Raw genomic sequence first — 25,958 nt, forward strand, 5'->3', positions numbered from 1 at the left:
AAATAAGCAAATAGAAAAGCCGGATGTAATCCGGCTTTTCTATTTATACCAATTCAATCACTGTAATCTCTGGCAATATCCCCACTCTTCCCGGATACCCCAAAAATCCATAACCCCGGTTTACATATAATTTCTGCGCTCCTTCTTCATACAAACCTGCCCACTCTTTATACATATATTTAATCGGGCTCCATTTTAAATGGGGCAGTTCCACGCCAAATTGCATACCGTGGGTGTGACCAGCCAGTGCCAGGTCAATAGAAGGATAATGCGGCCTTACTTCTGCATCCCAATGGCTGGGATCGTGGCTCAATAATATTTTAAAAGGATATTGCTCTGCTCCGGCGTAAGCCTGATCCATTTTGCCGTATTTAGGGAATTTGCCCTTAGCACCCCAGTTTTCAATACCTAGCACGGCTATTTTCTGGCCTTCCCGCTCCAAAACCACATGTTCGTTCATTAATAAACGCCAGCCCAGCTCGCCATGAATTTGTTTCAGCCTTTCCAGGTTGGCTACTTTGGCTTCGTCCGAAGGCCAAACCAGGTAATCGCCATAATCATGGTTGCCTAGGGTGCTATATACCCCCATAGGCGCCTTCAGGCGGTTAAACACATCCATATAGTTCTCCATCTCCTCACTGCGATCATTTACCAGGTCGCCGGTAAACAATATCAGGTCAGCTTTTTCGGCCAGTATCATATCCACCCCGCGGTTCACGGCTGGCTTGTTTTGAAAGCTTCCGCTATGAATATCACTGATTTGCACAATGCGTAAACCTTTAAAAGCAGGTGGCAGGTTGGGGTAAGAAAGTTTTACCCGGTGCACCTTATAGCGGTATTTGTTAGAGAAACCATATATAAGAGACAATAACAGCGAACCGCCAATGCCCATACCCAGCCAGCTTAAAAAAGCCGAACGGGGAATTGCTTCAGGGTTATCATCGTCTAATACCTTTTTAGGTGGAAAAAAGCGGCGTGCCAGCCACTGAAACAAGCGGCGGATATCGTCCAGTGCAAAAAATATAGCGGCCAGCAGTTTGGCAAAAAACATTCCTATACAAATGGCAAACAGGTAGTTGCGGAAAAATTTGGCGGCAGCCACCCCCTGCATATAAGGGAAATAGGCAATAGATACCACGCAGCCCACTGCTAAAACCCAATATATAATATATAACACACGCTTAACAACGACAGGAAAACGCCTTGTTACAGCCCTTAAAGCCATAAAAACATACCAGTCTAAAGCCAGCATACACAAAGCCACTCCCCACCAACTACCCCAATTTCTCATACACCATAAAATTTACACGAACGATCATTAGATATAAGTGAGTAAAAATCGTTTATTTTTGTCGCCCCTTGAAATAATCGAATTAAAAATTTGACGAGCTATGAAACTGACATTTTACGGACATGCGTGCTTTTCGGTAGAAATTGGGGATAAAACCGTTTTATTTGATCCTTTTATCTCAGGAAACAGTAAAGCGGCACATATTGATGTGGACAGCATTAAAGCTGATTATATATTTGTTTCGCATGCACACGGCGATCATATTGGCGATTTGGTACGAATTGCCGCCAATACCGATGCAGTATGTGTAGGCGCAGCAGAAGTGGCCGGTTGGTTAGGCAAACAAGGCATTAAAAATGTGCATGGAATGAACCATGGCGGGCCTATTTCGTTTCCTTTTGGCCAGGTAAGAGGGGTTAGTGCTTTGCACTCGTCCAGCTTTCCCGATGGCAGCTATGGCGGCAACCCGTTAGGCTTTGTTTTCACCACCCCGTCGGGTAATTTTTACTTCGCGGGCGATACAGGCTTAACTCTTGATATGCAATTAATTGCCATATGGGCAAAACTTGATTTTTCTGTTTTACCAATTGGCGGCAACTTTACAATGGATGTAGACGATGCTATTCGTGCAGCCGATTTTGTAAAATGTAATAAGGTGGTAGGCATTCATTACGATACCTTCCCCCCTATTGCCATTGATACCGAAAAAGCAAAGGCATCGTTTGCAGCAGCGGAAAAAATATTAATATTACCGGGAATAGGTGAAACAATAGATATTTAGTTAGATAAGCAGGCAACTTAACAACCCCAAATTAAATGGCAAGAATCATTGGTGTAGCAAATCAGAAGGGCGGAGTAGGTAAAACCACATCGGCTATTAACCTGGCAGCCAGTTTTGCAGTACTCGAATACAAAACGTTACTGGTAGATGCGGATCCGCAGGCTAACAGTACCACTGGCGTGGGTTTTGATCTGCATAATATTACCAACAGTTTATACGACTGCATGGTTAATAATACGACTGCAGAAGAAGTAATACTCAAAAGTGAAATACCTAATCTTGACCTGATTCCTTCACATATTGACTTAGTAGGTGCGGAAATTGAGATGATCAATTACCCCAACAGGGAAAATGTAATGAAAGGGATTTTGGAGCCTGTAAAAGATAAGTACGACTTTATTATCATCGACTGTTCTCCTTCCCTGGGCTTAATTACCGTTAACGCCCTGGTAGCGGCCGACAGCGTAATTGTACCGGTTCAGTGCGAATTCTTTGCCCTGGAAGGTTTAGGCAAGTTATTGAACACCATTAAAATTGTTCAAAGCCGCCTGAACCCAGCCCTGCAAATTGAAGGAATTCTAATGACCATGTACGACGGACGTTTACGCCTGTGTAACCAGGTAGTAAGTGAGGTTCGCCGTCACTTTGATGAAATAGTATTTTCTACCATTATACACCGTAACACCCGTTTAAGCGAAGCGCCGAGTGTGGGTAAGCCGGTTATTCTATACGATGCTGAAAGCAAGGGCACAGTCAATTATCTGAACCTGGCTAAAGAGGTATTACAAAAGAACGATCTTACGAAAATTAAAAACGAAGAGCGGATTATAGAGTAATGGAAGAGGTTGGTTTCGCCTTTTTGCATTTTAATTTTTGACTTTAAAATTTTGATTTTACAATGACACCGCCAAAGAATAACAATAACAAAGAATTGCTGGGAAAGGGTATTCGTTCCCTGTTGCAGAATATTGACTCCGACCTGAAAACCAGTGCCGGAGCTTTAAAAAGCAATGTTGTAGAACAGGCGGTGGGCATTACACGTATATCCCTGGACGAAATTCAGGTTAACCCGAAAAACCCACGTAAAGATTTTGACGAAGTGGCCCTCAACGAATTGGCTACCTCTATCAGAATGCACGATATTATTCAGCCACTTACTGTTAGCAAACTGGCTAATGGCAAATACCAGCTGATTGCCGGCGAACGCCGTTTCCGCGCTTCTAAAATTGCCGAGCTAAAAGACGTTCCCGCTTACATTCGCCAGGCTAACGACCAGGAACTGCTGGAGCTGGCATTGCTGGAAAACTTACAACGTGAAGACCTCAATGCCATTGAAATTGGCCTCAGTTACAAGCGTATGATGGAAGAATTAACCTATACGCAGGAGCAGGTGGCAGAACGCATGGGAAAAGAAAGAAGCACCGTAACCAACTATATCCGCTTATTAAAATTACCACCAGATATTCAACTGGCTGTGCGCAACGGCACCATGAGCATGGGCCACGCACGTGCACTGGTGAACATTGACACGGTTGATAAACAATTATACGTTTACGCACAGATAAAGGAAAAGGGCCTGAACGTGCGCCAGACAGAAGACCTGGTACGCCAGCTGTACAAAACCGACAAGGCATCTGCCGATGTTAAAGTATCTTCAAAAGCCGACTTACCTCCTGCCTATAAGCGTATAGAAGATAACTTAGCTTCACATTATTCAACCAAAGTAAAACTGGCGCACAACAAAAAAGGATACGGCAGCATTACCATTGAATATTTTTCATTGCAGGAGCTGAACAAAATTCTTGAACAAATGAATGTGCAGGCCAGCTAAAAGCACAATGTCACAAAAACTGTTTCTCATATTGCTGCTGTGTTGCAGCGCATGCTTTACTCTTTCTGCCCAGGATTCTACCAAGCAGAAATTAATGGGGCGAAGCATGTTCGACACATCAGCATCAAAGCCTAAGCCCAAACTAGAGCCGGTTATCATTAATTCGCGCACCACGCTGCCACCCGATACCGCTCACAGCACCTCTATAGTAAAGAAAAGAGTACACGACCCACGTAAAGCCACCATTCGCTCGGCCATTATTCCGGGCTGGGGTCAGGCTTACAACAGGGAGTACTGGAAAATACCTATTGTATATGGGGCTTTAGCTATACCCGTAGCCACTTTTGTATTCAATAACAAATACTACCACAAAACCAAAGTAGCTTACGAAAAGGTGTACAATTACAGCCTGAGTGGAGACAAAAACGACCTGGCTGGTATTGATGCGGAGCTTCTTAACAGCTTAACCGGCGAGCCTTTTACGTTATCTACCTATTCCACCTACAGAAACTTCTACCGCCAAAACCGGGATTATTCCGTGCTTTGGTTTCTGATACTCTGGGGTGTAAACGTGGTAGATGCTACCGTGTTTGGCCACCTGAAAAACTTTGATATCAGCGACGATTTAAGTATGAAAGTGAAGCCCACTTTTAATATGGAAAGTAGCAGAACCAATATAGGGTTGGCTTTCAGCCTTAAAAAGCCGGAACACAGGTTAAAGCCCTTACCCGAAGTAAGATAAGCATCCACAACACAAACGCATGAAAATAGCATTAATTGGATACGGCAAAATGGGAAAAGCCATTGAAGAAATAGCCGTTGCCAAAGGCCATGAGATAGTATTGAAAATCAACAGCAGCAATACTGCTGATTTCACCACCGAAGCCATTAAAAAAGCGGATGTGGCTATAGAGTTCACTAACCCGCACCTGGCCATAGACAATATTAAAAAGTGCCTGGATGCCGGAGTAGCAGTAGTATGTGGCTCAACAGGCTGGTTAGAGCGTTGGGAAGAAGTTATAGACTACAATACACAGAAAAACGGCGGTTTTTTATTCGCCAGCAATTTCAGCGTGGGTGTAAACCTATTTTTTGAGCTGAACAATTACCTGGCCCGTTTAATGGCCCCACACAGCGAATACAATGTGAGTATGACCGAAATACACCATACTCAGAAAAAAGATGCCCCCAGTGGCACAGCCATTACCCTGGCAGAGGGTGTAATGGCCCATATTACCGGTAAAAAAGGATGGGTAAATGAGCACACAGATAATGCCGCTGACCTGGAAATTATCAGCGAACGTGTAGATCCTACTCCCGGCACACACAGCATCAAATACCATTCAGCTATTGATGATATTGAAATTATCCATACCGCTCATAACCGACAGGGTTTTGCCAGCGGCGCCGTTTTAGCAGCCGAGTTTATGGCTGGCAAAAAAGGTGTATACAATATGAAGCAGGTACTCGGTTTTTAATACCGGACATATACCAAAAGCATCAAAAAAGGTAGCTGTATAACATAGCTACCTTTTTTAATGCTTTTGGGTTAACGCTTATATTCCAATAGAGAAACCAGCCTTAAATGCAAACCAGCCATACCAGTTTGCCCCGGAAATACCTGTATTAACTGTGTTATAATCAATTCCCAGGTTTAAACCGGCAAATTTAACACCTGCACCAGCTCCCATAGTGAACTTCGATTTAGAATCGCCATCCCCTTTAATAGCTGCCACGCCGGCATCTGCTTTAACAAACAACATTTTAGCGAAAAGGTAATGACGTAAACCAAACTTAATAGGAGTAACCTTCAAATTAGAAACACCATCCACCTTGTTGTGAAAAGTATTATAACCAATACTTCCGGTAATAAATGTGGAACTTAGCAGTCCAAAACCTGCACCAGCTTCACCACCTAAACCATAGTTGTACTGGCTCTCTTTAAACTTTCCGGTTGGAGTATTGTACATACCGTTGGCATACACAAAAAACAGTTTTTGTGCTTTACCAGCATGAGAAAAAAACAATGTTCCAACTAACAGGAACATTAAAGCGAGGCGCATGTTCATAAAAATGTAATTTAGCGGTTCAAACCTACCGAAAAGTTGGTTTTTAAATTACTGAAATACTATTTAATTTATGCTTTCTAAGAAAACGCAGTATGCTTTCAAGGCATTAATGTATTTGGCACAAAGACACAATGAGGGGCCTGTTTTAATTGCGGAGATTGCCAAAAAGAAGAAAATTCCATTAAAATTCCTTGAGAATATTCTATTGGAGCTAAAAAAAGGCGGCGTTTTAGAAAGCAAAAAAGGGAAAGGTGGCGGCTACTTTTTTGCCGTGGCGCCCAATACCGTATACCTGGCAAAAATTATGCGCCTGATGGAAGGCCCTATAGCCTTACTGCCTTGCGTAAGTTTAAATTTTTACCAGCGATGTAAAAACTGCGATGAAAAATTCTGCGGTTTAAACAAGGTAATGGGTGATGTGCGGGATGCATCGTTGTCCATCCTCGAAACACGAACTGTTGCTGATATAGCTGCCCTCAGCTTGTAACTCATAAAAAAACCGGCCAGGCCGGTTTTTTTATTGAAATAGATTGAACTACTTAGTCAGGTTCTTCAACATATCTGCCGTCATAGCATCCAGGTCGTACTCCGGCTTCCAATTCCAGTCGCGCTGCGCTACGCTGTCGTCAATACTTTGCGGCCAGCTGTCGGCAATAGTTTGTCGGGAATCTGGTTTATAGCTGATAGTAAAGTCAGGAATATGCTTTTGAATAGATGCTGCAATTTCTTTAGGCGAAAAACTGATAGCCGATAAGTTATAGGAATGGCGCACACTAATAGCTTCCTGCGGCGCTTCCATCAACTCAATAGTGGCCCGTATAGCATCCGGCATATACATCATAGGCAAATACGTGTTTTCGCTCAAAAAACACTCGTAATGCTTCTCTTCCAGTGCATCGTGATAAATTTCCACCGCATAATCGGTAGTACCACCGCCCGGAGCGCTTTTATAGCTGATTAATCCGGGATAACGCAGGCTTCTTACATCCACCCCATAGCGCTGGTGATAGTAGTTACACCAGAACTCACCCGCATATTTACTGATACCATACACCGTAGTAGGTTCAATAATGGTTTGCTGAGGGCAGTTTTGTTTGGGAGAAGTAGGGCCAAACACGGCAATGCTGCTGGGCCAGTATACTTTATGCAGGTTTTCTTCACGTGCTATGTCCAGCACATTCAATAAACCCTGCATGTTCAGGTGCCAGGCGAGGTTTGGATTTTTTTCCCCGGTAGCAGAAAGGATAGCTGCCAGCAGGTAAATCTGCGTAATGTTCTGACGCAATATCAGCACGTGCAGCATTTCTTTATTCATAATATCCAGGCTTACATACGGCCCCGATCCTTTTAACAATTCATTTTCTTCACGCAGGTCTGCTGCAATTACGTTAGCGCCACCATAAATTTTACGCAGGGCCAGCGTTAACTCCACGCCGATTTGCCCACTGGCGCCGATCACCAGAATTTTTTCCTTTATAGCCGACATATAGCTTGATAATTTTGCGCAAAGAAAGCAAAAGTTAACATACGTTCGTCTTATTCGTAAAATTCAGATAATTAATACATTTGTTGTATGATACCATCTTACTTACAAGACCTGTTTCAAAAACAATCTTACAATCCCGATAATTTTTTCCTGATAGCCGGCCCATGCGTGGTAGAAAGTGAAGAGTTGCTGGAAGAAGTAGCCAGCACTGTTTCCCGCATTTGTGCCCGCCTGGAAATTCCGTATGTATTTAAGGCCAGCTACCGCAAAGCCAACCGTACCAGCGCTTCTTCCTTTACCGGAATTGGCGATGACAATGCGTTGCAGCTGTTAAACCAGATTGGCAAAAAATACCATTTGCCTACCACTTCCGATGTGCACGCGCACGACGAAACAGCGCCTGCAGCTGAACATATCGACATTTTGCAGATTCCGGCCTTTTTATGCCGCCAGACCGATTTGCTGGTAGCTGCTGCCGAAACCGGCAAAATTGTAAACGTGAAAAAAGGCCAGTTCCTGAGCGGACCTTCTATGCAGTTTGCAGTGGATAAGTTGAAAAAAGCGGGTAACGATAAAATTATCCTTACCGAAAGAGGTACCACTTTTGGCTACCAGGACCTGGTGGTAGACTACCGTAATATTCCCTGGATGCAGGAACATGGTGTTCCCGTGGTAATGGATTGCACACACAGTTTGCAACAACCTAACCAAACCAGCGGCGTAACCGGTGGCAACCCACAATTAATTGGCACCATAGCCAAAGCAGCTATTGCAGCAGGTGTAGACGGTTTGTTTATTGAAACACATCCCAACCCGGCTGTAGCAAAAAGCGATGGCGCTAATATGTTACGTTTAGATTTGCTGGAACCATTGTTAGAGCAACTGGTGAAGCTGAGAAAAGCGGTGATATAAGTTCGGCATTATAAATCTGGCTCGCCCATGGGCAGCACCTCATCACGGGTAAGCAGCTCACTGGGCAACACGCCAAACTCTTTTTTAAAGCTTACCGCAAAGTGGCTGAGGTTGGTATAACCTACCATTATACCAACCTCTTTAATAGAATAATTATTACCGGATAGTAAAGTATGCGCTTTTCTCATCCGGTTTTTTTGATAATATTCATAGATAGGCAGTCCGTACAACTGCTTAAAATCTTTCTTCAACTTAGTAGGGCTCATGGCAGCCGCCTTCGAAAGCACGTCAATGGTAGGCGGTGGTTGCGTATAATCACGCACCAGCTTACTCTCCACCCGCATAAGCCGGTTAATTTCATCAGCCGTTTTAATACTTAAAGGCTTGCCCGCTTCTGCACGTTGCATAAAGCGGGTAATGAAGCGCTCCAGCAGCAACATGCAACGGGTGGTAATATAGTTATTGCACAAAGGATCGTCGGCAGGCACCTCCATCAATTGCTGCATCAGCAAACGATAGTCGGCATCAATAGGCATAAAATGCCCTTTCTGTAATTGCTGCGCAAAATAAGTTCCCAGGAAAAGATCAATCACCGATTCTTCAAAAAACTGCGCCAGGTGTTTGCGCTCAAATATCACCAGCACAAAACGTAAACGGGTACCGGCCCTTATTACATTTTTAGCTTCCAGCTGGCCGTTTGCCAAAGCAATAAAGCTGTTATCCAGGTAAGAAAGCACCTGTTGTTTACTGGCAGCAACCGTTTGCGGCTTTTCTTCCAGTACTTCCGTAAACTGTAAAGAATAAAAGGCATTGGTGCCACCCGTTCTTTCCAGTGCCAGATCTGCTACTGGTGTTATCTCCCCTACCATTACCGAAGCATTAAACGGCATACTTACCGCTTTAATACATCCCTGCCCGAATTGTTCGGGTACAACCATCTGATTGCCTGTAATGTCTGCCTGCATTTTACTGGCAATCACACGCAGAAAATCAACGTAATTATCTGAATTATACTGTAGGGTCAACACAGGCAACTTAATTAAAATTGGAAAAGCAATCAGTTCGCATTCCTGGTTACGGTTCTCCTGTTACATCACTTGGATATTGCTCAAACACCTTATAAAATGCCTTAGAAAAACTGGACGTATTATCATACCCCAGCTCTTCACTTATTTGCCTGATAGTGTACTTTTTAGAAATAAGCCTTGCTTTAGCCATCTGCATCCGGTAACGCTGGAAATACTGATAAATGCTAAGGCCATACATTTCTTTAAAACACACTTTCAGCTTCGATTCACTCATACCTATTTTCCTTGCCAGCACGCTGATAGAAGGATTGTTCGTTAAATCCCTCGTAAGCTCACGCTCGGCCTCTTTCAGCCGTTGAATATCACTGTTAGGTAGTTTAATGTTTACCATATTCAACTCGGCGCGGCGCAGAAAATGCGTAAAAAAACGCTCAATTAGCAACATTACCCTGTTTTGCAGATACAGCAGTTGAAAGCGCTCATCGCAATCGGGATATAATATCTGGTTCAGCAGCTCTTTATACTCTTTATCCAAAGGCTCATAACTAAACACACTGCTTTTGTGTAACAGATGATGTTTTAGTTTTTCGCCTGCCGGTTCATCCTTTACAAAATTGTTCAGCCAGTCTTCTCCTATTTTTACTTTCAGGCTCTTGATTTTAGAACCTTTGGTTTCCATTATGAAATGACCGCTAACATCACTACTGGTTAAACAGGCAGCAGAACGTGGTTGTGCCTGTGGATTCTCCTCATCATCTTTCAACTCATCAAAACGCAATACAAAAAAGGGAGTTTCATTACGGGTGCGTTGAAAAACAAGGTTGTGATTTACTTTATAATTACCCAGCAGGCATTGCAGCCCGTTGGGAATTTCTAACAGTTTCATATGCCCCTCACCAAAGTCACCGGGCATTTCCAGGATGTTGTTGTGATACTTCGTTTTAAATATGCGGGAGTAATACTTTAGCAGATCATCATAGTCTATGTGATCATACTCAATCTTTAAAACATCATCCGTATTCACAGTTTTAAAGGTATTTCAATGGATTACGTCTGGCTGACAATATGTAGTTCTTTATGTTCAACCAAAAAGCCATGATCATGTAAACTACCACCGGCGATCCCATAGTCAGAAAAGAAATGTAGATAAACCACATTCTGATGCGGGAGGTAGCAATTCCCAGTTTTTCGCCTAAGGCTGAACATACACCAAATGCCTGCCATTCGATGAAATGTCTCAACTTATTCATACCCGCAATATAAAAAAATCCTATCATATTGAGTAAAAAAACTATAGGAACAGGCGTTAATCTGAATTCTCGTAATTTTGGATCACTTTTTTATAGTTTACCTTAAACGAATAGTCATGGCATTTGATATTGAAATGATCAAAAGCGTGTACGCCGCTTTGCCTGGAAAGGTAGAGACTGCACGCAAGGCATTAGGCAGGCCTTTAACACTAGCAGAAAAGATTTTATTTGCCCACCTGCATCCCGATCAAAAACTGGAAAACTTTGAACGTGCAAAAAGCTACGTTGATTTTGCACCAGATCGTGTAGCCATGCAGGATGCTACCGCTCAAATGGCCCTGTTGCAATTTATGCAGGCTGGCCGTCCTAAAGTAGCGGTACCTTCTACCGTACACTGCGATCACCTGATCACTGCTAAAACAGAAGCGAAAGTAGACCTTGCAGTGGCTAACGCCGAAAGCAAAGAAGTGTACGATTTCCTTTCTTCCGTTTCTAATAAATATGGCATCGGTTTCTGGAAACCAGGTGCAGGTATCATTCACCAGGTAGTGTTGGAAAACTACGCTTTCCCGGGCGGTATGATGATTGGTACTGATTCTCATACAGTAAACGCAGGTGGCTTAGGTATGATTGCCATTGGTGTAGGTGGTGCTGATGCGTGCGACGTAATGGCCGGCTTACCATGGGAACTGAAATGGCCTAAATTAATCGGTGTAAAATTAACCGGTAAATTAAACGGCTGGACTGCCCCTAAAGACGTGATTTTAAAAGTAGCTGGTATCTTAACCGTAAAAGGTGGTACCGGTGCTATTGTAGAATATTTTGGAGAAGGCGCTACCAGCATGAGCTGTACTGGTAAAGGCACTATCTGTAACATGGGTGCTGAAATTGGTGCTACCACTTCCACCTTCGGTTACGACGATAGCATGAGCCGTTACCTGAAATCTACCGGCCGTACAGATGTAGCAGAAGCTGCCGATGCTGTAAAAGCACACCTGAATGCCGATCCGGAAGTATATGCAGATCCTAAAAAATACTTCGATGAAGTAATTGAAATTGACCTGAGCGAACTGGAACCACACCTGAACGGACCATTCACTCCGGATTTAGCTACTCCTATCTCTAAAATGAAAGAAGCTGCTGCTGCAAACGGCTGGCCTACCAAAGTAGAAGTAGGTTTAATTGGTAGCTGCACCAACTCTTCTTACGAAGATATCAGCCGCGCAGTAAGCCTGGCTAAACAGGTGGCTGAAAAGAACCTGAAAACCAAAGCAGATTTCACTATCACTCCCGGTTCGGAGCAGGTTCGCTTCACCATTGAAAGAGATGGCTTCCTGAACGTGTTTGAGCAAATTGGTGCTACCGTATTTGCCAACGCTTGTGGCCCTTGTATTGGTATGTGGGAAAGAGTAGGTGCCGAAAAGCAGGAAAAAAACACCATCGTACACTCGTTCAACAGAAACTTTGCAAAGCGTGCCGATGGTAACCCCAACACTTTCGCGTTTGTAGCAAGCCCTGAGCTGGTTACTGCTTTAGCCATAGCAGGAGACTTAACCTTTAACCCGCTTACCGACACGTTAACCAACGAAAAAGGCGAGCAGGTGAAATTAGATCCTCCAAGCGGTGATGAATTACCTACAAAAGGATTTGCAGTAGACGATCCGGGCTATCAGGCTCCTGCTGCAGATGGTTCTGGCGTAAAAGTAGAAGTATCTCCTACCTCTAAACGTTTACAACTGTTAGACCAGTTTGCTGCATGGGAAGGTACCGATTTGAAAGGCCTGAACCTGCTGATCAAAGCAAAAGGTAAATGTACTACCGACCATATCTCCATGGCGGGTCCATGGTTAAAATTCCGTGGTCACCTCGACAACATCTCTAACAACATGTTGATTGGTGCGGTAAACTACTATAACGATAAAACAGACAGCGTATTAAACGACCTTACTGGCGAATACGGTCCTGTACCTGCTACACAGCGCGCTTACAAAGCTGCTGGTATCGGTTCTATCGTGGTAGGTGATGAAAACTATGGCGAAGGTAGCTCAAGAGAGCACGCAGCTATGGAACCCCGTCACCTGGGTGTGCGTGTGGTGCTGGTGAAATCGTTCGCCCGTATTCACGAAACCAACCTGAAAAAGCAAGGTATGCTGGCGTTAACATTTGCAGATAAAGCTGACTACGACAAAATCAGAGAAAGCGATAAAGTAGATATTATTGGCCTTACCTCTTTTGAACCAGGTAAACCATTAACAGTAGTGCTAAACCACAAAGATGGTTCTTCTGATACCATCCTGGTAAACCACACATACAACCAGCAACAAATTGAATGGTTTAAAGCAGGCGGTGCATTAAACATTATCAGAAAGCAGGTAGCTGGTAACTAATACCGTTACAATGCTGTAACTATATAAACCGGAGCCTTCCACACAGGTTCCGGTTTTATTTTGCCCTATATTGTACTACCCATTATGCAGGCTAATAATTCTATTTATAAAAGAGTGCAGGTAACACGTATTATACGTGAAACAGCCAATGCATCTACTTTTGAGTTAACCCCACTGGATGGCTGGCAACCCGGTTATCAGAGCGGCCAGTTTATTACACTGGTGTTTACCCATCACGGCACAGAGGAAAGACGCTCCTATTCTTTTTCCAGCGCCCCCGAGCTACACCAGCCCATGCGCATTACCATTAAAAGAGTTGTGAATGGCATGTACTCCCGCCACTTACTGGACCATACACAGGAAGGGGATATATTTATTACTTCCGGTATCAGCGGGTATTTCCGGCTGCCTGAAAAAAATGCTCCTGTGCAGCAACTGTTTTTCCTGGCTGCCGGCAGTGGCATTACCCCGGTATACGCCTTGCTGCAAACAGCATTGCATACCACCAGTTTACCGGTAACCCTGGTATACAGTAACCGGTCGGAAGAGGAAACCATTTTCCTGGCCCCCTTGCAACAGCTACAGCAACAGTACCCACAGCGATTATCTATTGAGTTTTTAAACAGCTCCCACTCCAGTGTTTACAAAAGCAGGCTGAGTAACTGGCTGTTGTTGCAGTTATTAAAAAAGCTGTTACAGGTGCCCTTAGCTCAATGTGCGTTTTACTTATGTGGCCCCTTTGAATACATGCGCACCATTAGCATTACGCTGCTAACAGAAGGCACACCGGCAGCTAATATTAAGAAAGAAGATTTCAGTCCTTTTAAACCGGTTCATAAACCACAGCCGCCCGACATCACTGCCCACCAGGTAGAGATACAGGTAGCGGAACAAGTACATAGTATTACCGTACAATACCCTCAAAGCATTCTGGCAGCAGCTAAAAGCCGGGGAATAGTGTTACCTTATAGTTGTGAAGCAGGCCGCTGTGGCAGCTGCACCGCCACCTGCACCCGGGGCGATATATGGATGGCCTATAATGAAGTGCTGATGGATGATGAAATAGCCAAAGGCCGGGTACTCACCTGCCAGGGCTACCCCATCAACGGAGATGCCACAATACAATTCTGAATATATTTGAATCTATGATAAGCTATAACCCCAAAAACTGGCTCACGTTTATTTTCCGGTTTCATAAGGCCGACACTGTTCGCTTATTAGCGCCTTTAATGCTGGTAATAGCTGTGTACACTTTCCTTGTTAGTTACCTGGAGCTACACTATATGCACCTGGCCGAAAAAGGCATCGTGGAAAATATCCCGTTAATGCACAATTTGCTGGGATTTGCTATTTCCATGCTATTGGTGTTTCGCACCAACACCGCCTACGACCGCTGGTGGGAAGGGCGTAGAAGTTGGGGAGCATTAGTAAACAGCAGCCGCAACCTGGCCATTAAAATCAATGCCTTTTTGCCGGCAGAAGACACCCAGTCCCGCGCTTTTTTCGCCAAACTCATTTCCCGGTTTGCCTTCGAACTGCAACGTCATTTGCAAAAAGAAAGCACCCGACTGCAACTGGATGTGCAGCCACACCCCGAAATTCCTGACTTTGATACCAGCAAACATGTGCCCGTCCAGGTAATGTCGCTAATGACTTCCCGAATTAACCAGCTCTACAAGCAAAATAAAATTACCGGCGACCAGCTGATAGTGCTGAATAATGAAATACAATCCTTTATGGATATCTGTGGAGCCTGTGAGCGCATCAAAAACACACCTATCCCCTTCTCTTACAGTTCGTTCATTAAAAAATTCATCTTCTTCTATATCATGACCCTGCCTTTCGGTTTTGCCTTTAAACTGGGTTACCTGAATATTCCGGTAGTGGTTTTTGTGTTTTATGTAATGGCCAGCCTGGAACTAATTGCCGAGGAAATTGAAGATCCTTTTGGTAGCGACGCTAACGATTTACCTTTACAACGTATATCAGAAAACATTCAGAGAAACGTAAACGACATATTTTCAACGGAATAATACAAGAGTTAATTCCTTCTTAAGGTTCTTTTAAAGAAAACTTTAATTAAACGTTTGTTTGAAATCAAACAAACGTTTAACTTTGCTGTACCAAATTCATTTTAGTGATATGAGTACAGATAAAAAAGAACATATCATTCTCACCGCCATCAATTTATTTGCCACCAAGGGTTTCGAAGGCACTTCTATCCGCGAAATAGCGGCAGCCGCCAACGTAAACCTGGCCATGATCAATTATTACTTTGGCTCGAAAGAAAAGCTTTTCGAAAGCATTATCGATTATAAGGCTACCTATTCACGCGGTGCCATTGCCGACCTGGTAAACGATACCACGTTAAGTTATCAGCAGAAGATTTCACAGATCATTGATGGTTATGTAGACCGGTTGTTCTCGAATCGCAATTTTCACCGCTTGTTGTATCACGAGCTGGTGACCAACACCCGTCCCGAATTACAATTGAACATAGTTAATAACATCATCTATCCTAATACCCGTACTATCAGCGCCCTTATTGATGATGGTATTAAAGCCGGCGAGTTTAACCAGGTAGATGCCAAATTAACAACCGTTTCCCTGGTAGGCACTATTAATCAGATATTGTTATCCAGCGGCTATTGTTCTAAAATATTGGGTAACAAAGACGTTCCCAATTACGATCCCTACGAAGATGAAGAGGTAAAAAACAGGGTAAAAAGCCATTTACAAAACATGATATGCGGCTACCTGGTAAAGAAACAAGCCTAATTGTAACTACTATATATTAATTACTATCACCAAAGTTTTATGGAAAATCAAGTAACCCCCGAAAAGAAGAAAAAATCACTCATACGTACCGTAGTGGTAAGTATTGTACTGATAGTGGGCGTGATATTTGGCTACAAGAAAATCTCTTATGCTCTTAGCCACGAATCAACCGATAACGCACAGGTAGAAACACAGATCACACCCGTATTACCCCGCGTAGCCGGATATGTAAAAACCATTGCTATCAATGACTATGACAGTGTAAAAACCGGTCAGCTGGTTGTGGAACTGGACGATGCAGAACTGCAAACACAACTGTTGCAGATGGAAGCGGACGTGAAAGCTTCTGAAGCAGATATTCAAAACGCGAAAGCCAGCTTAAACAGCACGGTGGTTGGTTTGGATGTAAACAAAGGCGATATCAGCTTAAGCAAAGTAAAACTGCAGCAGGCTACAGAAGATTACAACCGTAACAAAAACCTGTTTGCCGATCAGGCCATTACTAAAAAGCAATTGGACGATAGTCGCTTTGCTTACGAGCAGGCTTTACAGCAAGAACAAAACAGCCATACCGATTTAGGTTCGGCACAAAGCCATATTTCAGTAATACAAGCCAGCATTAAAAAAGCAGAAGCAGCACTGGACGCTAAAAAAGCAGCTATTGAGCAACAGAAATTAAAAATTTCCTGGACAAAGATCTATGCTCCACAAGCGGGTAAAATTGGTAAACGTAACATTACCTTAGGTCAGTTTGTACAGGCAGGCACTCCCCTGTTCTCTATTGTGAATGATACTACTTATTGGATAGTTGCCAACTTTAAAGAAACCCAGATCAAACATTTTCACGAAGGCATGCCACTGGAATTTGAACTGGATGCTTATCCCGGTGAAAAAATAGAAGGTTCTATCGAAAGCCTGAGTGAAGCTACCGGCGCACGTTTCAGCCTGTTACCTCCGGATAACGCCAGCGGTAACTTCGTAAAAGTGACGCAGCGTGTACCTGTTAAAATTGCTATTAAAGACATCAACAAATACAGGGGTATACTGCGTGCCGGCTTAAGCGCCGATGTAAGTGTGCCTGTAAAATAATTTCACATGGCTGCGAAAGGATTTGCAAAATTCATTATTGTTTTAACTACTGTATCAGCCGCGGTAATGGAACTGATAGATACGTCTATCGTAAACGTTGCCCTGAGTGATATGGCAGGTAGCCTGGGGGTTAGCATTGAAGATGTAAGCTGGGTAATTACCGCTTACGCCATTGCTAACGTTATCATCATACCCCTTACAGGCTTCCTGGCCGAATACTTTGGCCGGAAACGGTATTACCTGGTATCCATGATCGTGTTTACACTAGCCTCGTACATGTGTGCCGAATCTGGAAGCCTGATGGAAATTATCATATGGCGCTTTGTACAGGGTATTGGAGGTGGTGCGTTACTATCTACCTCACAAGCGATTCTGTTCGATGCCTTTGAACCGAAAGACAGGCCTATTGCGGCTGGTTTGTTTGGGATGGGGCTGGTACTGGGTCCTACACTCGGCCCCACCCTGGGTGGCTACCTGATAGAACATTTCAGCTGGCCCATGATCTTTATGATCAACCTGCCTATTGGTATCATCGCTACTATTCTTACCTACACCTACATTGAAAAGAAACCCAATGAAGGCAAGAACCGGAAGAATATACATATTGACTACAACGGCATACTACTGCTGGCAGCAGGGATAGGATGCTTGCAATATGTGCTGGAGCGTGGCGAAACAGACGACTGGTTTAGCAGTGAAACTATACGTATATGTGCCATTGTAGCTGCTGTTACCCTGGTGCTGTTTGTGTGGTACGAACTACGTATTAAAAACCCGGCAGTAAACCTGCGTGTACTCGGCGATAGAAACCTGGCTTTTACTACCATATTCACCTTTGTTACCGGCTTAGGGCTGTTCACCTCCGTATTCGTATATCCTGTACTGGCACAAAGAGTGTTAGGCTATACCGCATACGAAACGGGTTTGGCCCTGTTAGCCCCTACTATGATAGGCGTGTTAATGATGCCCATTATTGGTAAGTCTATGGCCAAAGGGGTTCCCGCAGTACGCTTTGTGGTGGTAGGTTTAGTGCTGTTTGCCGCATATTGCTGGCTTACAGCGCGGGTTAGCCCTGAAGTAGGTATCAGCGCGTTCTTTTTCCCACTGGCATTACGCGCCTTTGGTATATCTATGGTTCAGTTACCATTGATTAACCAGGCAGTAGCAGGCCTGCAACCGAAAGACTATCCGGCAGGTATTGCCTTAAACAACATGATTCGCCAGTTGGGTGGGGCCTTCGGTATTGCATTGGCTAACACGTATATCTCGCACCGCTATGCACAACATAGAAGTGATCTGGTGGCTAATATCACCGATGGCGCTGCGCTGGTAACACAACGTACCACCGCTATAGCACAAGGCATTATCAGCAAAACAGGAGCCGATATTAACACAGCTACACATACTGCACATGCAATGATCAGTAGTGCAGTAGACAGGCAGGCCTACTATCTCAGTTACCTGGATACCTTCCGCCTGATTGCCCTGTTTTTTATAATAGTGCTGCCACTGGCGGTGTTTTTGAAAACGAAAAAGAAAAGCGCTGAAGAAGAAGCAGCAGCCCGTGCAGCAGTAGCTGAGTCACATTGATAAAAAAGAAACAATGAAAAAATTATTCATCATAACATCCGCTGTATTGTTGGCACATGGCGCCTATGCACAAGTGCAGAGCAATACAGAATTACAATCGCTGATTAATCAGTCGTTCGGATATTTCCCCAGACTGAAAGAGGCAGAGAACGCAGTAAGTACTGCCCAGCAGCGTGTGCAGATAGCACAGATAAGAATGCCCGAAATAAGTGGTAATGCTAATTACAATTATATCAGGCCAAAAATCACCCTTCCACTGCAAGTGGACGGCAAAACGCAGGAATTCCAGTTTGCTCCTGTAAATAGTGGCGGTGCTTCTATCAATGTAGATTATGAACTGTTCGACTTCGGACGCATCAAAAACAATGTAGAAAAAGCGAAAACCGATTTGCAATATGCAAAAGACAATGTAGACTATGCTAAAACCCAGCTGGCCTATCAGGTTGCCGCTATCTATTACAACATTGTATATTTTCAGAAAGCACTGGTAATTGAAGATTCGGTAGTGGCCTACCTTACCGAAAACAAAAGGGTAATTGAAAGTAAACTGAAAAATGGCGATGCCATTAAAATAGACCTGCTGAATATACAAGCCAGCCTGGACCAGGAACAAAATCGCAAGATAGACCTGCAAAACCAGCTGCAAAAGCAGTTAAACCTGCTGAGCTATACCACAGGCACACAACAAAGTGCTGGCAAAACCTTCGACTTTGATGTTACTTTAAAAGATGCCAATGCCGCTTTAAGTGAAGCACAAGCCAACAACCTGGAGTTTGTGCTGGCGAAAGACAGAATAAAGCAGTCACAAAGCGACAGGGATATTGCTAAACTGGCTGATAAGCCTTCTGTAAACCTGAGTGGTGCTACCGGCTACAAAAACGGTTATGTGCCTGCTGTGGAAAAGCTGCGCTTTAACTATATCGCGGGTGTTAGCCTGCATGTGCCTATTTACAATGGTAACAAAATGAAGCAGCAGGTAAAACTGGCCGAAAGCAACATTCACCAGAACGAACTGGCTATGGCTACCATGAACAATACTTACCTGAAAGACATTCAACAGGCATTAACGGATATCAATTCTAACATGTCAAGTATTAAAAACACGTACACCCAAATAGAACAAACACGCGCAGCACAACAAATTGCTTCCAGTCGTTTTATGAACGGTACAGGTACCAACCTTGATATTACTAATGCAAGCAGTAACTATCAACGTGCTTTGTATACACAATTACAATATGAATACCAGTTATGCCAGGCTAAAATTGAGCTGAGCAGATTAATGGGTTACAAATACTGGTAAAACTTTCTCTACAGTTGGTTTTGGTGATGAAAGCCGCCCGAGCGTAAGCAAGGGCGGCTTCTTTTTTATATTGTTACTTCCGGCTTTTCTCTGTTTTATGAAACCACACCAACGTTTCATCATTAGGGTCGGCATTGTAGTTAATACACAACTCTTCTCCTTTCTTCACTCCTTTTATCGTGCGAATAGTCATGGTTTCGGTTTCAAAATCCATATCATACACACAGTTGGCGTTATAATCGTGGTTATACATAGACACATACCCCATACCTAAAGCCGCCTTTTTATGAGAAGGCCCCCACTCGAATATATAGTTATACAGCTTTGACTTTTCGATAATAGCCCTGTCTGCCACAGAAAACACAATTACCGGGGAAATTTCCAGCACCGTATTGGCAGCAATCTTTTCCGTAGCAAAAACTCCTCTTCCACCTTTGCTGGAAGGTGCAATAAATAAAATCGGTAGCATCATACAATTACAACATTGAGAGCGGAAATTAATAAAAATAACTACCACAAGCTAATGATAACCACTTGCCATAATGCCATAAAAAAGCGGGAACCCTGGAGTTCCCGCTTTTATCACTGTATTGAAACGTTGATTAGAATTTGTAAGAAACACTGGCAATCACTTGTCTCAGCATTTGAGGAATCATAGAGCCGTAACCAGTCCAGTATTTCTTGTCTGTAAGGTTGTTTACGTTTACAGAGAAACGGAATTTAGGCAGGTTATAAAACACACCGGCATTCAACAGTGTATAAGATGGTGCATAAAACTCACCTGTATTGGCATTATTGATAACATATGCTTTGCTGGCATAGTTACCACCAAAGCCAACACCTAAGCCTTTGCCCTTACCGGCACTTACTGTATAACTGGCCCAGAAATTAGCTGTATTGGCAGGGCCTGCTGTTTCAGGTCTTCTGCCGTTTACACTCGCATCAGCTTTATCCAGTTTGCTATCGTTGTGAGAATAACCAGCAATCAGGTTTAAACCAGCAACAGGGGTTGCGGTTAATGACACTTCATAACCTTTGCTGTACTGCGTTCCATCCTGCATGTAAGCGGTTACAAAGCTAGCAGCATCAGAATGAGCTACGTCAGTTCTAACAATATCTTTTACAGCAATGTTATAATAGCTGATAGTACCGGTTAAACGGCCATCCCATAAATCAGCTTTAACACCACCTTCCCACTGATTAGCTTGTTCTGCATTAAACACATGTGGCTTTAATGTGTTGGAAGCAGCATCATATTTGTTTTGTGGCGCAGTTGGGTTTTTAAATCCATTCATGTAGTTTCCGAATAAGGATACTTTATCTTTAATTACCTGGTACACTAAACCAAATTTAGGCGACACATTGGTACGGGTAAAAGCTTCTGAACTTGTACCGGAAGAAGGATCAGGAATAGCTTTTGAATTCAGGTGATCAACTCTTAAGCTTACCATTGCCATTAAATTATCCGTAATGTTCAGCACATCAGAAGCATAAGCACTGTACATGTAAATATTGCTTAGGTATGGATATACAGCCTGACCTGAATTAAAGAAAGTATCTACAGAAAATTTATTAAAGTTGTAGTAGTTGCTTGCCGCACCTACAGTGCTTACCTGGTCAAAATTATAACCATGGTTAGAAGCCACAATTCTCATATCATACTTCTGGTTCAACACATCCACACCTGCCACAAGGCGGTTTCTTAATTTACCAATGGTAAAATCGCCTATGAAATTCTGCTGAAACTGAAAGCTGTTAGAATGGCCATCCAGTATCCATACGTGGCGGGTAATAGAAGCATTACCTGCGTCCAGGTCAAAATAAGGACCATAGCCGGTAGACTGGTTTCTGCCAGTGCTGAAATTGGTTTGAGAAGTCCAGTTTTTAGACAGTTTATAATCTATCAACCCGTAAAAATTAGCTACATCAGATGTACCAGCCAGATCATCAGATTGATATGATTTCTTGTAATCAACAGTCAGCTTATCTGCGCTGTTTACTCCAATATTAGCAGTGTTGATATAGAATATAGAAGGTACAGTTGCATTCAAATGATTGATTTCCGCATCCAGGTATAAAGTAAGCTTGTCGTTTACTTTATAAGAGAAAGAAGGATCAAAGGCAAAGTTTTTGCTAAAGCCGTTGTCCTGAAAAGAACCAATGCTGTTATACGCAGTATTAATACGTAACAAAGCAGTTTTAGCAGTATCCAGCGGCGTATTGAAATCAGCGCTCAGCCTGCTAAAGTCATAGCTGCCACCTGATAAAGTAACCTCACCACCTACACGGGAATAAGGCTTTTTAGTTACCCTGTTAATAAGGCCACCATAAGATACCAGGGTACTGCCATATAAAGCACCAGAAGGACCTTTTACCACTTCCAGTCTTTCCAGGTTCACCGCATCTACAGTAGTGGTAATGTTTCCGGTAATACCATTACGTAAAGAAGCGCCGGTTTGAAAACCTCTTAAAGTATACAATGCACCACCATCATTTACACGGTTGGTAGCATTCCATATTTTAACCACACCAGATGTATTTTTCATGGCTTCATCGGCAGAAAATAACCCCTGTTGTTGAATCAGCTCTTTGTTCACAGAAGTATACACCTGTGGGTTTTCCAGGTAAGTTAAAGGCAACTTTGCTACAGTAGGGCTGTTAGCTGGCCTGAACTTATTGTGTGTGGTAGAAATGATTACCGCTTCCAGCTGTTTGTCGGTTACACTCAACTGAATTTTTACAGGAGTCATCTTGCCCTCATTAATCTTAACGGGGTATAACAAGGTCTGGAATCCTACCAGGGATATTTCCAGTTCATAATCACCAGCTTTGATGTTGCTTATTACAAAGTCACCATCTTCTTCGGTTAAAGCTGCTTTATTAGTTCCTTTCAATTTAACAGTTACCGCTGCAGCCGACTTGCCTTCGCTGGTGGTAATTACGCCGTTGATAGAACCTGTTTCTTTTTGTGCAAATATGGTTGTGGAAAATAATAGTGTCAAAAGAAGACACATGGGGGTCAAAAACTTCGAGATCATGTACAAGTAATTAGACCGCAAAGGTGATTTTACAATTTCTTAACTGTTTACGAGGTCGGGAAAAAGTATTATGGTTTTCGAAACATGACATTTTAATGACAGTTCAAGGCAAGGGTTAAGAAACTATAATTAAATAGATTATGCCTTCTATCTAGCCATATTCTTATCCGAATAAGCATATTGCAGGAATAGAATGCAGGATTATTACCAGAGGAGTAATCTGGGATCTCATGTTTATTGTTCTATTTATTATACTGGGCTTCCTGCCTTTCCCGGAATATAAATAGCTATTCCGGTGTTGCCGTTTTTCAGACGAAGAGCAAGAGAAAACTACGTGGAGAATAGAAGAAAGGGACAGAAGTTGTAGAGTAAAAACAGTCAGAGTAGCGAAGAATCATCTACAAACAAGCGATTATAGACGATTCTTCACAGTCACTCATTTTGTTCAAGGCCCTGATCAGGATTAAAAACGGACACCCGACAAAGTCAACCTTTGTGCCATTTTCAACCTATTGACAATTAATTACTTACTTTTTACATTTTTTAAGAATTTCCCGTTTTAGTAAACCAGGTTCTATCTGTTTACCATGCTCATGCTGCGCTCATCATAACGGGCGCCAACGTTCGGGTATTTCTTTACCAGCACATCAAGCTGTTGTTTGTCGGCTTCGGTTACCTCCACCTGGATGGCTCCCAGGTTATCTTCCAGGTATTTCACTCTTTTGGTACCAGGTATTGGAATAATATCTTCTCCCTGCGCCAGTACCCAGGCAATAGCCAATTGAGCAGGCGTGCAGCCTTTTTGAGCTGCCAGTTGGGCAAACTCAGCTACCAGTTTCTTATTATTCTCAAAGGCTTCCCCTGTAAAACGACCATTTACCCTGCGATAATCGGTGGGGTCTAATAAGTTGATATCGGTAATAGCAGCAGTAACAATTCCCCGGGCAAGCGGACTATAAGGAATAAATCCTATCCCCAGTTCCCGGCACACAGGTAAAATAGCAGCTTCCACATCCCTTGTAAGTAAAGAGTATTCGGTTTGTAAAGCAGATATTGGATGAACAGCGTGTGCTTTACGTATGCTTTCCACAGAAGCTTCTGACAAACCCAGGTAACGCACCTTGCCAGCTTTTACCAGATCGGCCATAGCGCCCACTGTTTCTTCAACAGGCACATCAGGGTCTATGCGATGGGCATAGTACAAATCAATAACATCTGTTTTTAAACGTTGTAAACTGGCATCAGCTGCAGCCTTTACATGTTCAGGCCGTCCATTGATAATATATCCGTTATCCTTTTGCTGAAACCCAAATTTGGTAGCTAAAAAAATCTTGTTCCTGTTAGGCACCAGCACTTCCGATAGCAACAGCTCGTTCTCGCCAAAGCCATATAAATCAGCAGTGTCTAAGAAGTTAACACCCAGCTCCAATGCTTTGTGTAAAGTAGCCAGCGATTCATTTTTGTCAGCAGGTCCATAGGCAAAACTCATTCCCATACATCCCAGCCCCAGTGCAGAAAGCTTTTCACCCGTTGTTCCTAATACTCTGTATTTCATATAGAATGATTTATTTCAGCAAATTAAATCATCCGGGCAGGGCAGTTATAACAGCTTTCAAAGCAAAAATTATAATTTTCAAAGTGTCTTTCTAAAGGCTAGTGGTGTAGCTCCTTCGTGTTTTTTAAAGAAAATATTGAAATAAGAAGGATATTCAAACCCCAGGCTATAGCCAATATCAGCCACGGGCCAGTCCGTATGCTTCAACAACGCCTTGGCTTCTGCCATCACCTTTTCATTAATATGCGTGGTTGTGTTTTTACCTGTTACCTCACTCACAGCCGCATTCAAATGATTTACATGAATAGCCATGTTAGCGGCAAAATCAGCGGGCTTTTTTAATTGAAAAATAAACTGTGGCGAATCAACCGGAAACTGCCTGTCCAGCAATTCCACAAATAGGTTGGCAATTCGGTTCGCGGCATTTACATTGGGAATGTAATTGTTGGCAGGCTGCATTTTCAATGCTTCATGAATAACCAGGTGCAGGCTGCTGCGTAATACATCGTACTTATACACATAGTCTGTTTCCAGTTCTACCTTCATCCTTTCAAATAACGATACCAGGTAAGGCAACTGATCATCATTCAAAAAAAACACAGGGTCACCCCCTGCTTTAAACAAAGGAAAATCACGAAACACTTCCCGGCGCTCTTTATCGCGGAAAAAGGAATCTTTAAACACACAATAATAACCCGTGATATCCTCACTGGTATTTTCCCAGGCAAAGGGTATACGCGGATTAGCAAAAATCAATGCAGGCCTGTCTACATGTAGCCCGCGGGTTGGATAAATAATATTACTGGAACCTTTGGTAATCAATGAAATTTTATAATAATCCCGGCGATTGTACACCACATTACTCTTCTGCGGAGTTAATGCTATCACTCCTACATTAAAAGGCGTAGAAAGTGTGGTTTGTATTTTTTTATGAGATGCCAGTAAATCCGTTGCTTTACTTTTAGCCATCTCCAAAATTAAATATATTTAGAACCATAATCATGTGCCTGCCCCTTATGAATAATATTGCTTCATGGATTACAGTAACAGCATGTTCCAGTAACATATGCCTGGGATGTAAACCGCAGTCTGCCAATTTATATAACAAAGCGTTAATGCCTGCATCCCCATTTGAAACAAAAATGCCGTAACGAATTCAACCTGAAAATATTATCCACTTCACCCGTTTTCTGGTCATTTGTAATTTTAAGAAAAAGCCATTGGGTTAGGGGGGATTATTCCCTAACTTTAAACTCTCTCTTCTCCTAAAACATGTTCTATGCTAAACCAATCTGAAATTAACAGGCCAGTGGCAGCAGAAATAACATTATTGAAAGAGCTGGAAGCCAGGTACGCTAAAGCCATTCAGGAAAATGAAGCCTTTGTGCTGGTGAAGCAGCTGTATATGGAAATAAAGCACATGAAAGAGAAGCTGCAAATTACCTTTCACGAGCCTTGCATCAACGCCTAGCTCTTCTGCCTGCTTTGGTTTACATTGCGTTTTGCAGTACTTTCGCGCTGCATGAACAGCGTAATAATACCTTCGGATATTACCCCACCCTGATAATCA

Annotated in this window: 25 protein-coding genes; 15 read left to right on the forward strand and 10 right to left on the reverse strand. The window is 43.0% G+C overall.

Annotated elements, in window-relative coordinates; translation table 11 throughout:
• Positions 1 to 43 precede the first annotated feature (43 nt).
• On the reverse strand, positions 44 to 1,291 hold the full coding sequence (locus FLA_RS20615) for a metallophosphoesterase (protein ID WP_076382123.1): 1,248 nt from the start codon (positions 1,289 to 1,291) through the stop codon (positions 44 to 46).
• A gap of 100 nt (positions 1,292 to 1,391) precedes the next feature.
• On the opposite strand from FLA_RS20615, the gene FLA_RS20620 reads away from it, so the two are divergent.
• The 5 genes from FLA_RS20620 (at position 1,392) to dapB (ending at position 5,381) form a co-directional block, all read left to right on the forward strand.
• Positions 1,392 to 2,072, forward strand: coding sequence for a metal-dependent hydrolase (locus FLA_RS20620; protein ID WP_076382124.1), 681 nt, complete (start codon positions 1,392 to 1,394; stop codon positions 2,070 to 2,072).
• Positions 2,073 to 2,107: 35 nt separating this feature from the next.
• Positions 2,108 to 2,908 (forward strand): ParA family protein, encoded by an 801-nt coding sequence (locus tag FLA_RS20625; RefSeq protein WP_076382125.1) that lies wholly within the window; start codon positions 2,108 to 2,110, stop codon positions 2,906 to 2,908.
• A 62-nt stretch (positions 2,909 to 2,970) separates the two neighbouring features.
• Positions 2,971 to 3,903, forward strand: coding sequence for a ParB/RepB/Spo0J family partition protein (locus FLA_RS20630; RefSeq protein WP_076382126.1), 933 nt, complete (start codon positions 2,971 to 2,973; stop codon positions 3,901 to 3,903).
• A 7-nt stretch (positions 3,904 to 3,910) separates the two neighbouring features.
• Positions 3,911 to 4,645 (forward strand): DUF5683 domain-containing protein, encoded by a 735-nt coding sequence (locus tag FLA_RS20635; RefSeq protein WP_076382127.1) that lies wholly within the window; start codon positions 3,911 to 3,913, stop codon positions 4,643 to 4,645.
• Between the two features lie 19 nt (positions 4,646 to 4,664).
• The gene (gene dapB, locus FLA_RS20640; RefSeq protein WP_076382128.1) at positions 4,665 to 5,381 is read left to right on the forward strand and encodes a 4-hydroxy-tetrahydrodipicolinate reductase; all 717 of its coding nucleotides are present in this window, start codon (positions 4,665 to 4,667) and stop codon (positions 5,379 to 5,381) included.
• Between the two features lie 78 nt (positions 5,382 to 5,459).
• Here dapB and FLA_RS20645 read toward each other — a convergent pair whose 3' ends face one another.
• Positions 5,460 to 5,972, reverse strand: coding sequence for a porin family protein (locus FLA_RS20645; RefSeq protein WP_144264162.1), 513 nt, complete (start codon positions 5,970 to 5,972; stop codon positions 5,460 to 5,462).
• A 70-nt stretch (positions 5,973 to 6,042) separates the two neighbouring features.
• On the opposite strand from FLA_RS20645, the gene FLA_RS20650 reads away from it, so the two are divergent.
• A complete protein-coding gene (locus tag FLA_RS20650; protein WP_076382130.1) occupies positions 6,043 to 6,459 on the forward strand; it encodes an RrF2 family transcriptional regulator in 417 nt (138 codons plus the stop codon).
• Between the two features lie 48 nt (positions 6,460 to 6,507).
• Here FLA_RS20650 and FLA_RS20655 read toward each other — a convergent pair whose 3' ends face one another.
• Positions 6,508 to 7,458, reverse strand: coding sequence for an NAD-dependent epimerase/dehydratase family protein (locus FLA_RS20655; RefSeq protein WP_076382131.1), 951 nt, complete (start codon positions 7,456 to 7,458; stop codon positions 6,508 to 6,510).
• A gap of 87 nt (positions 7,459 to 7,545) precedes the next feature.
• Here FLA_RS20655 and kdsA point away from each other — a divergent pair, with 87 nt between their 5' ends.
• Positions 7,546 to 8,370, forward strand: a complete 825-nt coding sequence (gene kdsA / locus FLA_RS20660) for a 3-deoxy-8-phosphooctulonate synthase (RefSeq protein WP_076382132.1) — start codon at positions 7,546 to 7,548, stop codon at positions 8,368 to 8,370.
• An 8-nt stretch (positions 8,371 to 8,378) separates the two neighbouring features.
• Here the strand turns inward: kdsA and FLA_RS20665 are convergent, their stop codons facing one another.
• The 3 genes from FLA_RS20665 to FLA_RS20675 are packed head-to-tail and all read right to left on the reverse strand — an operon-like array spanning position 8,379 to position 10,648.
• Positions 8,379 to 9,398, reverse strand: coding sequence for a helix-turn-helix transcriptional regulator (locus FLA_RS20665; RefSeq protein WP_144264163.1), 1,020 nt, complete (start codon positions 9,396 to 9,398; stop codon positions 8,379 to 8,381).
• Positions 9,399 to 9,444: 46 nt separating this feature from the next.
• Entirely contained in the window at positions 9,445 to 10,422 is a 978-nt protein-coding gene (locus FLA_RS20670; RefSeq protein ID WP_076382134.1) for a helix-turn-helix domain-containing protein, read from the reverse strand.
• A 4-nt stretch (positions 10,423 to 10,426) separates the two neighbouring features.
• Entirely contained in the window at positions 10,427 to 10,648 is a 222-nt protein-coding gene (locus tag FLA_RS20675; protein WP_076382287.1) for a PspC domain-containing protein, read from the reverse strand.
• A 116-nt stretch (positions 10,649 to 10,764) separates the two neighbouring features.
• Here FLA_RS20675 and FLA_RS20680 point away from each other — a divergent pair, with 116 nt between their 5' ends.
• From FLA_RS20680 to FLA_RS20710, 7 genes are all read left to right on the forward strand, one after another.
• Positions 10,765 to 13,035, forward strand: coding sequence for an aconitate hydratase (locus tag FLA_RS20680; RefSeq protein ID WP_076382135.1), 2,271 nt, complete (start codon positions 10,765 to 10,767; stop codon positions 13,033 to 13,035).
• A gap of 84 nt (positions 13,036 to 13,119) precedes the next feature.
• The gene (locus FLA_RS20685) at positions 13,120 to 14,166 is read left to right on the forward strand and encodes a flavin reductase family protein (protein ID WP_076382136.1); all 1,047 of its coding nucleotides are present in this window, start codon (positions 13,120 to 13,122) and stop codon (positions 14,164 to 14,166) included.
• 14 nt (positions 14,167 to 14,180) lie between these two features.
• A complete protein-coding gene (locus FLA_RS20690) occupies positions 14,181 to 15,068 on the forward strand; it encodes a bestrophin family protein (RefSeq protein WP_076382137.1) in 888 nt (295 codons plus the stop codon).
• Positions 15,069 to 15,177: 109 nt separating this feature from the next.
• Positions 15,178 to 15,813 carry a TetR/AcrR family transcriptional regulator gene (locus tag FLA_RS20695; protein ID WP_096511219.1) on the forward strand — a complete coding sequence of 212 codons (636 nt, stop codon included), beginning with the start codon at positions 15,178 to 15,180 and terminating at the stop codon, positions 15,811 to 15,813.
• 39 nt (positions 15,814 to 15,852) lie between these two features.
• Positions 15,853 to 16,902, forward strand: coding sequence for an HlyD family secretion protein (locus FLA_RS20700; RefSeq protein WP_076382139.1), 1,050 nt, complete (start codon positions 15,853 to 15,855; stop codon positions 16,900 to 16,902).
• A 6-nt stretch (positions 16,903 to 16,908) separates the two neighbouring features.
• Entirely contained in the window at positions 16,909 to 18,492 is a 1,584-nt protein-coding gene (locus FLA_RS20705) for a DHA2 family efflux MFS transporter permease subunit (RefSeq protein WP_076382140.1), read from the forward strand.
• Between the two features lie 13 nt (positions 18,493 to 18,505).
• Positions 18,506 to 19,795, forward strand: coding sequence for a TolC family protein (locus tag FLA_RS20710; protein ID WP_076382141.1), 1,290 nt, complete (start codon positions 18,506 to 18,508; stop codon positions 19,793 to 19,795).
• Positions 19,796 to 19,868: 73 nt separating this feature from the next.
• Here the strand turns inward: FLA_RS20710 and FLA_RS20715 are convergent, their stop codons facing one another.
• From FLA_RS20715 to FLA_RS20730, 4 genes are all read right to left on the reverse strand, one after another.
• On the reverse strand, positions 19,869 to 20,267 hold the full coding sequence (locus FLA_RS20715; protein ID WP_076382142.1) for an SET domain-containing protein: 399 nt from the start codon (positions 20,265 to 20,267) through the stop codon (positions 19,869 to 19,871).
• A 130-nt stretch (positions 20,268 to 20,397) separates the two neighbouring features.
• Positions 20,398 to 22,797: a TonB-dependent receptor gene (locus FLA_RS20720; RefSeq protein WP_197705815.1), complete on the reverse strand. Its 2,400-nt coding sequence runs from the start codon at positions 22,795 to 22,797 to the stop codon at positions 20,398 to 20,400.
• 610 nt (positions 22,798 to 23,407) lie between these two features.
• Positions 23,408 to 24,388 carry an aldo/keto reductase gene (locus FLA_RS20725; RefSeq protein WP_076382144.1) on the reverse strand — a complete coding sequence of 327 codons (981 nt, stop codon included), beginning with the start codon at positions 24,386 to 24,388 and terminating at the stop codon, positions 23,408 to 23,410.
• A 78-nt stretch (positions 24,389 to 24,466) separates the two neighbouring features.
• Positions 24,467 to 25,357 (reverse strand): helix-turn-helix domain-containing protein, encoded by an 891-nt coding sequence (locus FLA_RS20730; RefSeq protein WP_084206499.1) that lies wholly within the window; start codon positions 25,355 to 25,357, stop codon positions 24,467 to 24,469.
• Between the two features lie 310 nt (positions 25,358 to 25,667).
• Here FLA_RS20730 and FLA_RS20735 point away from each other — a divergent pair, with 310 nt between their 5' ends.
• Complete coding sequence (locus tag FLA_RS20735; protein ID WP_076382145.1) at positions 25,668 to 25,859, forward strand: hypothetical protein; 192 nt, start codon at positions 25,668 to 25,670, stop codon at positions 25,857 to 25,859.
• The last annotated feature ends 99 nt before the right edge of the window (positions 25,860 to 25,958 follow it).

Origin of the sequence: Filimonas lacunae, assembly GCF_002355595.1 — a bacterium.
GTDB classification, from domain to species: Bacteria; Bacteroidota; Bacteroidia; order Chitinophagales; family Chitinophagaceae; genus Filimonas; species Filimonas lacunae.

What these genes read in the sequence shown, in the direction of transcription:
- dapB (WP_076382128.1), top strand. Translation starts at nt 4,665, where the DNA reads ATGAAAATAGCATTAATTGGATACGGCAAAATGGGAAAAGCCATTGAA.
- FLA_RS20710 (WP_076382141.1), top strand. Translation starts at nt 18,506, where the DNA reads ATGAAAAAATTATTCATCATAACATCCGCTGTATTGTTGGCACATGGC.
- FLA_RS20690 (WP_076382137.1), top strand. Translation starts at nt 14,181, where the DNA reads ATGATAAGCTATAACCCCAAAAACTGGCTCACGTTTATTTTCCGGTTT.
- FLA_RS20695 (WP_096511219.1), top strand. Translation starts at nt 15,178, where the DNA reads ATGAGTACAGATAAAAAAGAACATATCATTCTCACCGCCATCAATTTA.
- FLA_RS20645 (WP_144264162.1), bottom strand. Translation starts at nt 5,972, where the DNA reads ATGAACATGCGCCTCGCTTTAATGTTCCTGTTAGTTGGAACATTGTTT.
- FLA_RS20735 (WP_076382145.1), top strand. Translation starts at nt 25,668, where the DNA reads ATGCTAAACCAATCTGAAATTAACAGGCCAGTGGCAGCAGAAATAACA.
- FLA_RS20700 (WP_076382139.1), top strand. Translation starts at nt 15,853, where the DNA reads ATGGAAAATCAAGTAACCCCCGAAAAGAAGAAAAAATCACTCATACGT.
- FLA_RS20615 (WP_076382123.1), bottom strand. Translation starts at nt 1,291, where the DNA reads ATGAGAAATTGGGGTAGTTGGTGGGGAGTGGCTTTGTGTATGCTGGCT.
- FLA_RS20725 (WP_076382144.1), bottom strand. Translation starts at nt 24,388, where the DNA reads ATGAAATACAGAGTATTAGGAACAACGGGTGAAAAGCTTTCTGCACTG.
- FLA_RS20685 (WP_076382136.1), top strand. Translation starts at nt 13,120, where the DNA reads ATGCAGGCTAATAATTCTATTTATAAAAGAGTGCAGGTAACACGTATT.
- FLA_RS20675 (WP_076382287.1), bottom strand. Translation starts at nt 10,648, where the DNA reads ATGAATAAGTTGAGACATTTCATCGAATGGCAGGCATTTGGTGTATGT.
- FLA_RS20655 (WP_076382131.1), bottom strand. Translation starts at nt 7,458, where the DNA reads ATGTCGGCTATAAAGGAAAAAATTCTGGTGATCGGCGCCAGTGGGCAA.
- FLA_RS20730 (WP_084206499.1), bottom strand. Translation starts at nt 25,357, where the DNA reads ATGGCTAAAAGTAAAGCAACGGATTTACTGGCATCTCATAAAAAAATA.
- FLA_RS20650 (WP_076382130.1), top strand. Translation starts at nt 6,043, where the DNA reads ATGCTTTCTAAGAAAACGCAGTATGCTTTCAAGGCATTAATGTATTTG.
- FLA_RS20630 (WP_076382126.1), top strand. Translation starts at nt 2,971, where the DNA reads ATGACACCGCCAAAGAATAACAATAACAAAGAATTGCTGGGAAAGGGT.
- FLA_RS20620 (WP_076382124.1), top strand. Translation starts at nt 1,392, where the DNA reads ATGAAACTGACATTTTACGGACATGCGTGCTTTTCGGTAGAAATTGGG.
- FLA_RS20715 (WP_076382142.1), bottom strand. Translation starts at nt 20,267, where the DNA reads ATGATGCTACCGATTTTATTTATTGCACCTTCCAGCAAAGGTGGAAGA.
- kdsA (WP_076382132.1), top strand. Translation starts at nt 7,546, where the DNA reads ATGATACCATCTTACTTACAAGACCTGTTTCAAAAACAATCTTACAAT.
- FLA_RS20635 (WP_076382127.1), top strand. Translation starts at nt 3,911, where the DNA reads ATGTCACAAAAACTGTTTCTCATATTGCTGCTGTGTTGCAGCGCATGC.
- FLA_RS20625 (WP_076382125.1), top strand. Translation starts at nt 2,108, where the DNA reads ATGGCAAGAATCATTGGTGTAGCAAATCAGAAGGGCGGAGTAGGTAAA.
- FLA_RS20680 (WP_076382135.1), top strand. Translation starts at nt 10,765, where the DNA reads ATGGCATTTGATATTGAAATGATCAAAAGCGTGTACGCCGCTTTGCCT.
- FLA_RS20705 (WP_076382140.1), top strand. Translation starts at nt 16,909, where the DNA reads ATGGCTGCGAAAGGATTTGCAAAATTCATTATTGTTTTAACTACTGTA.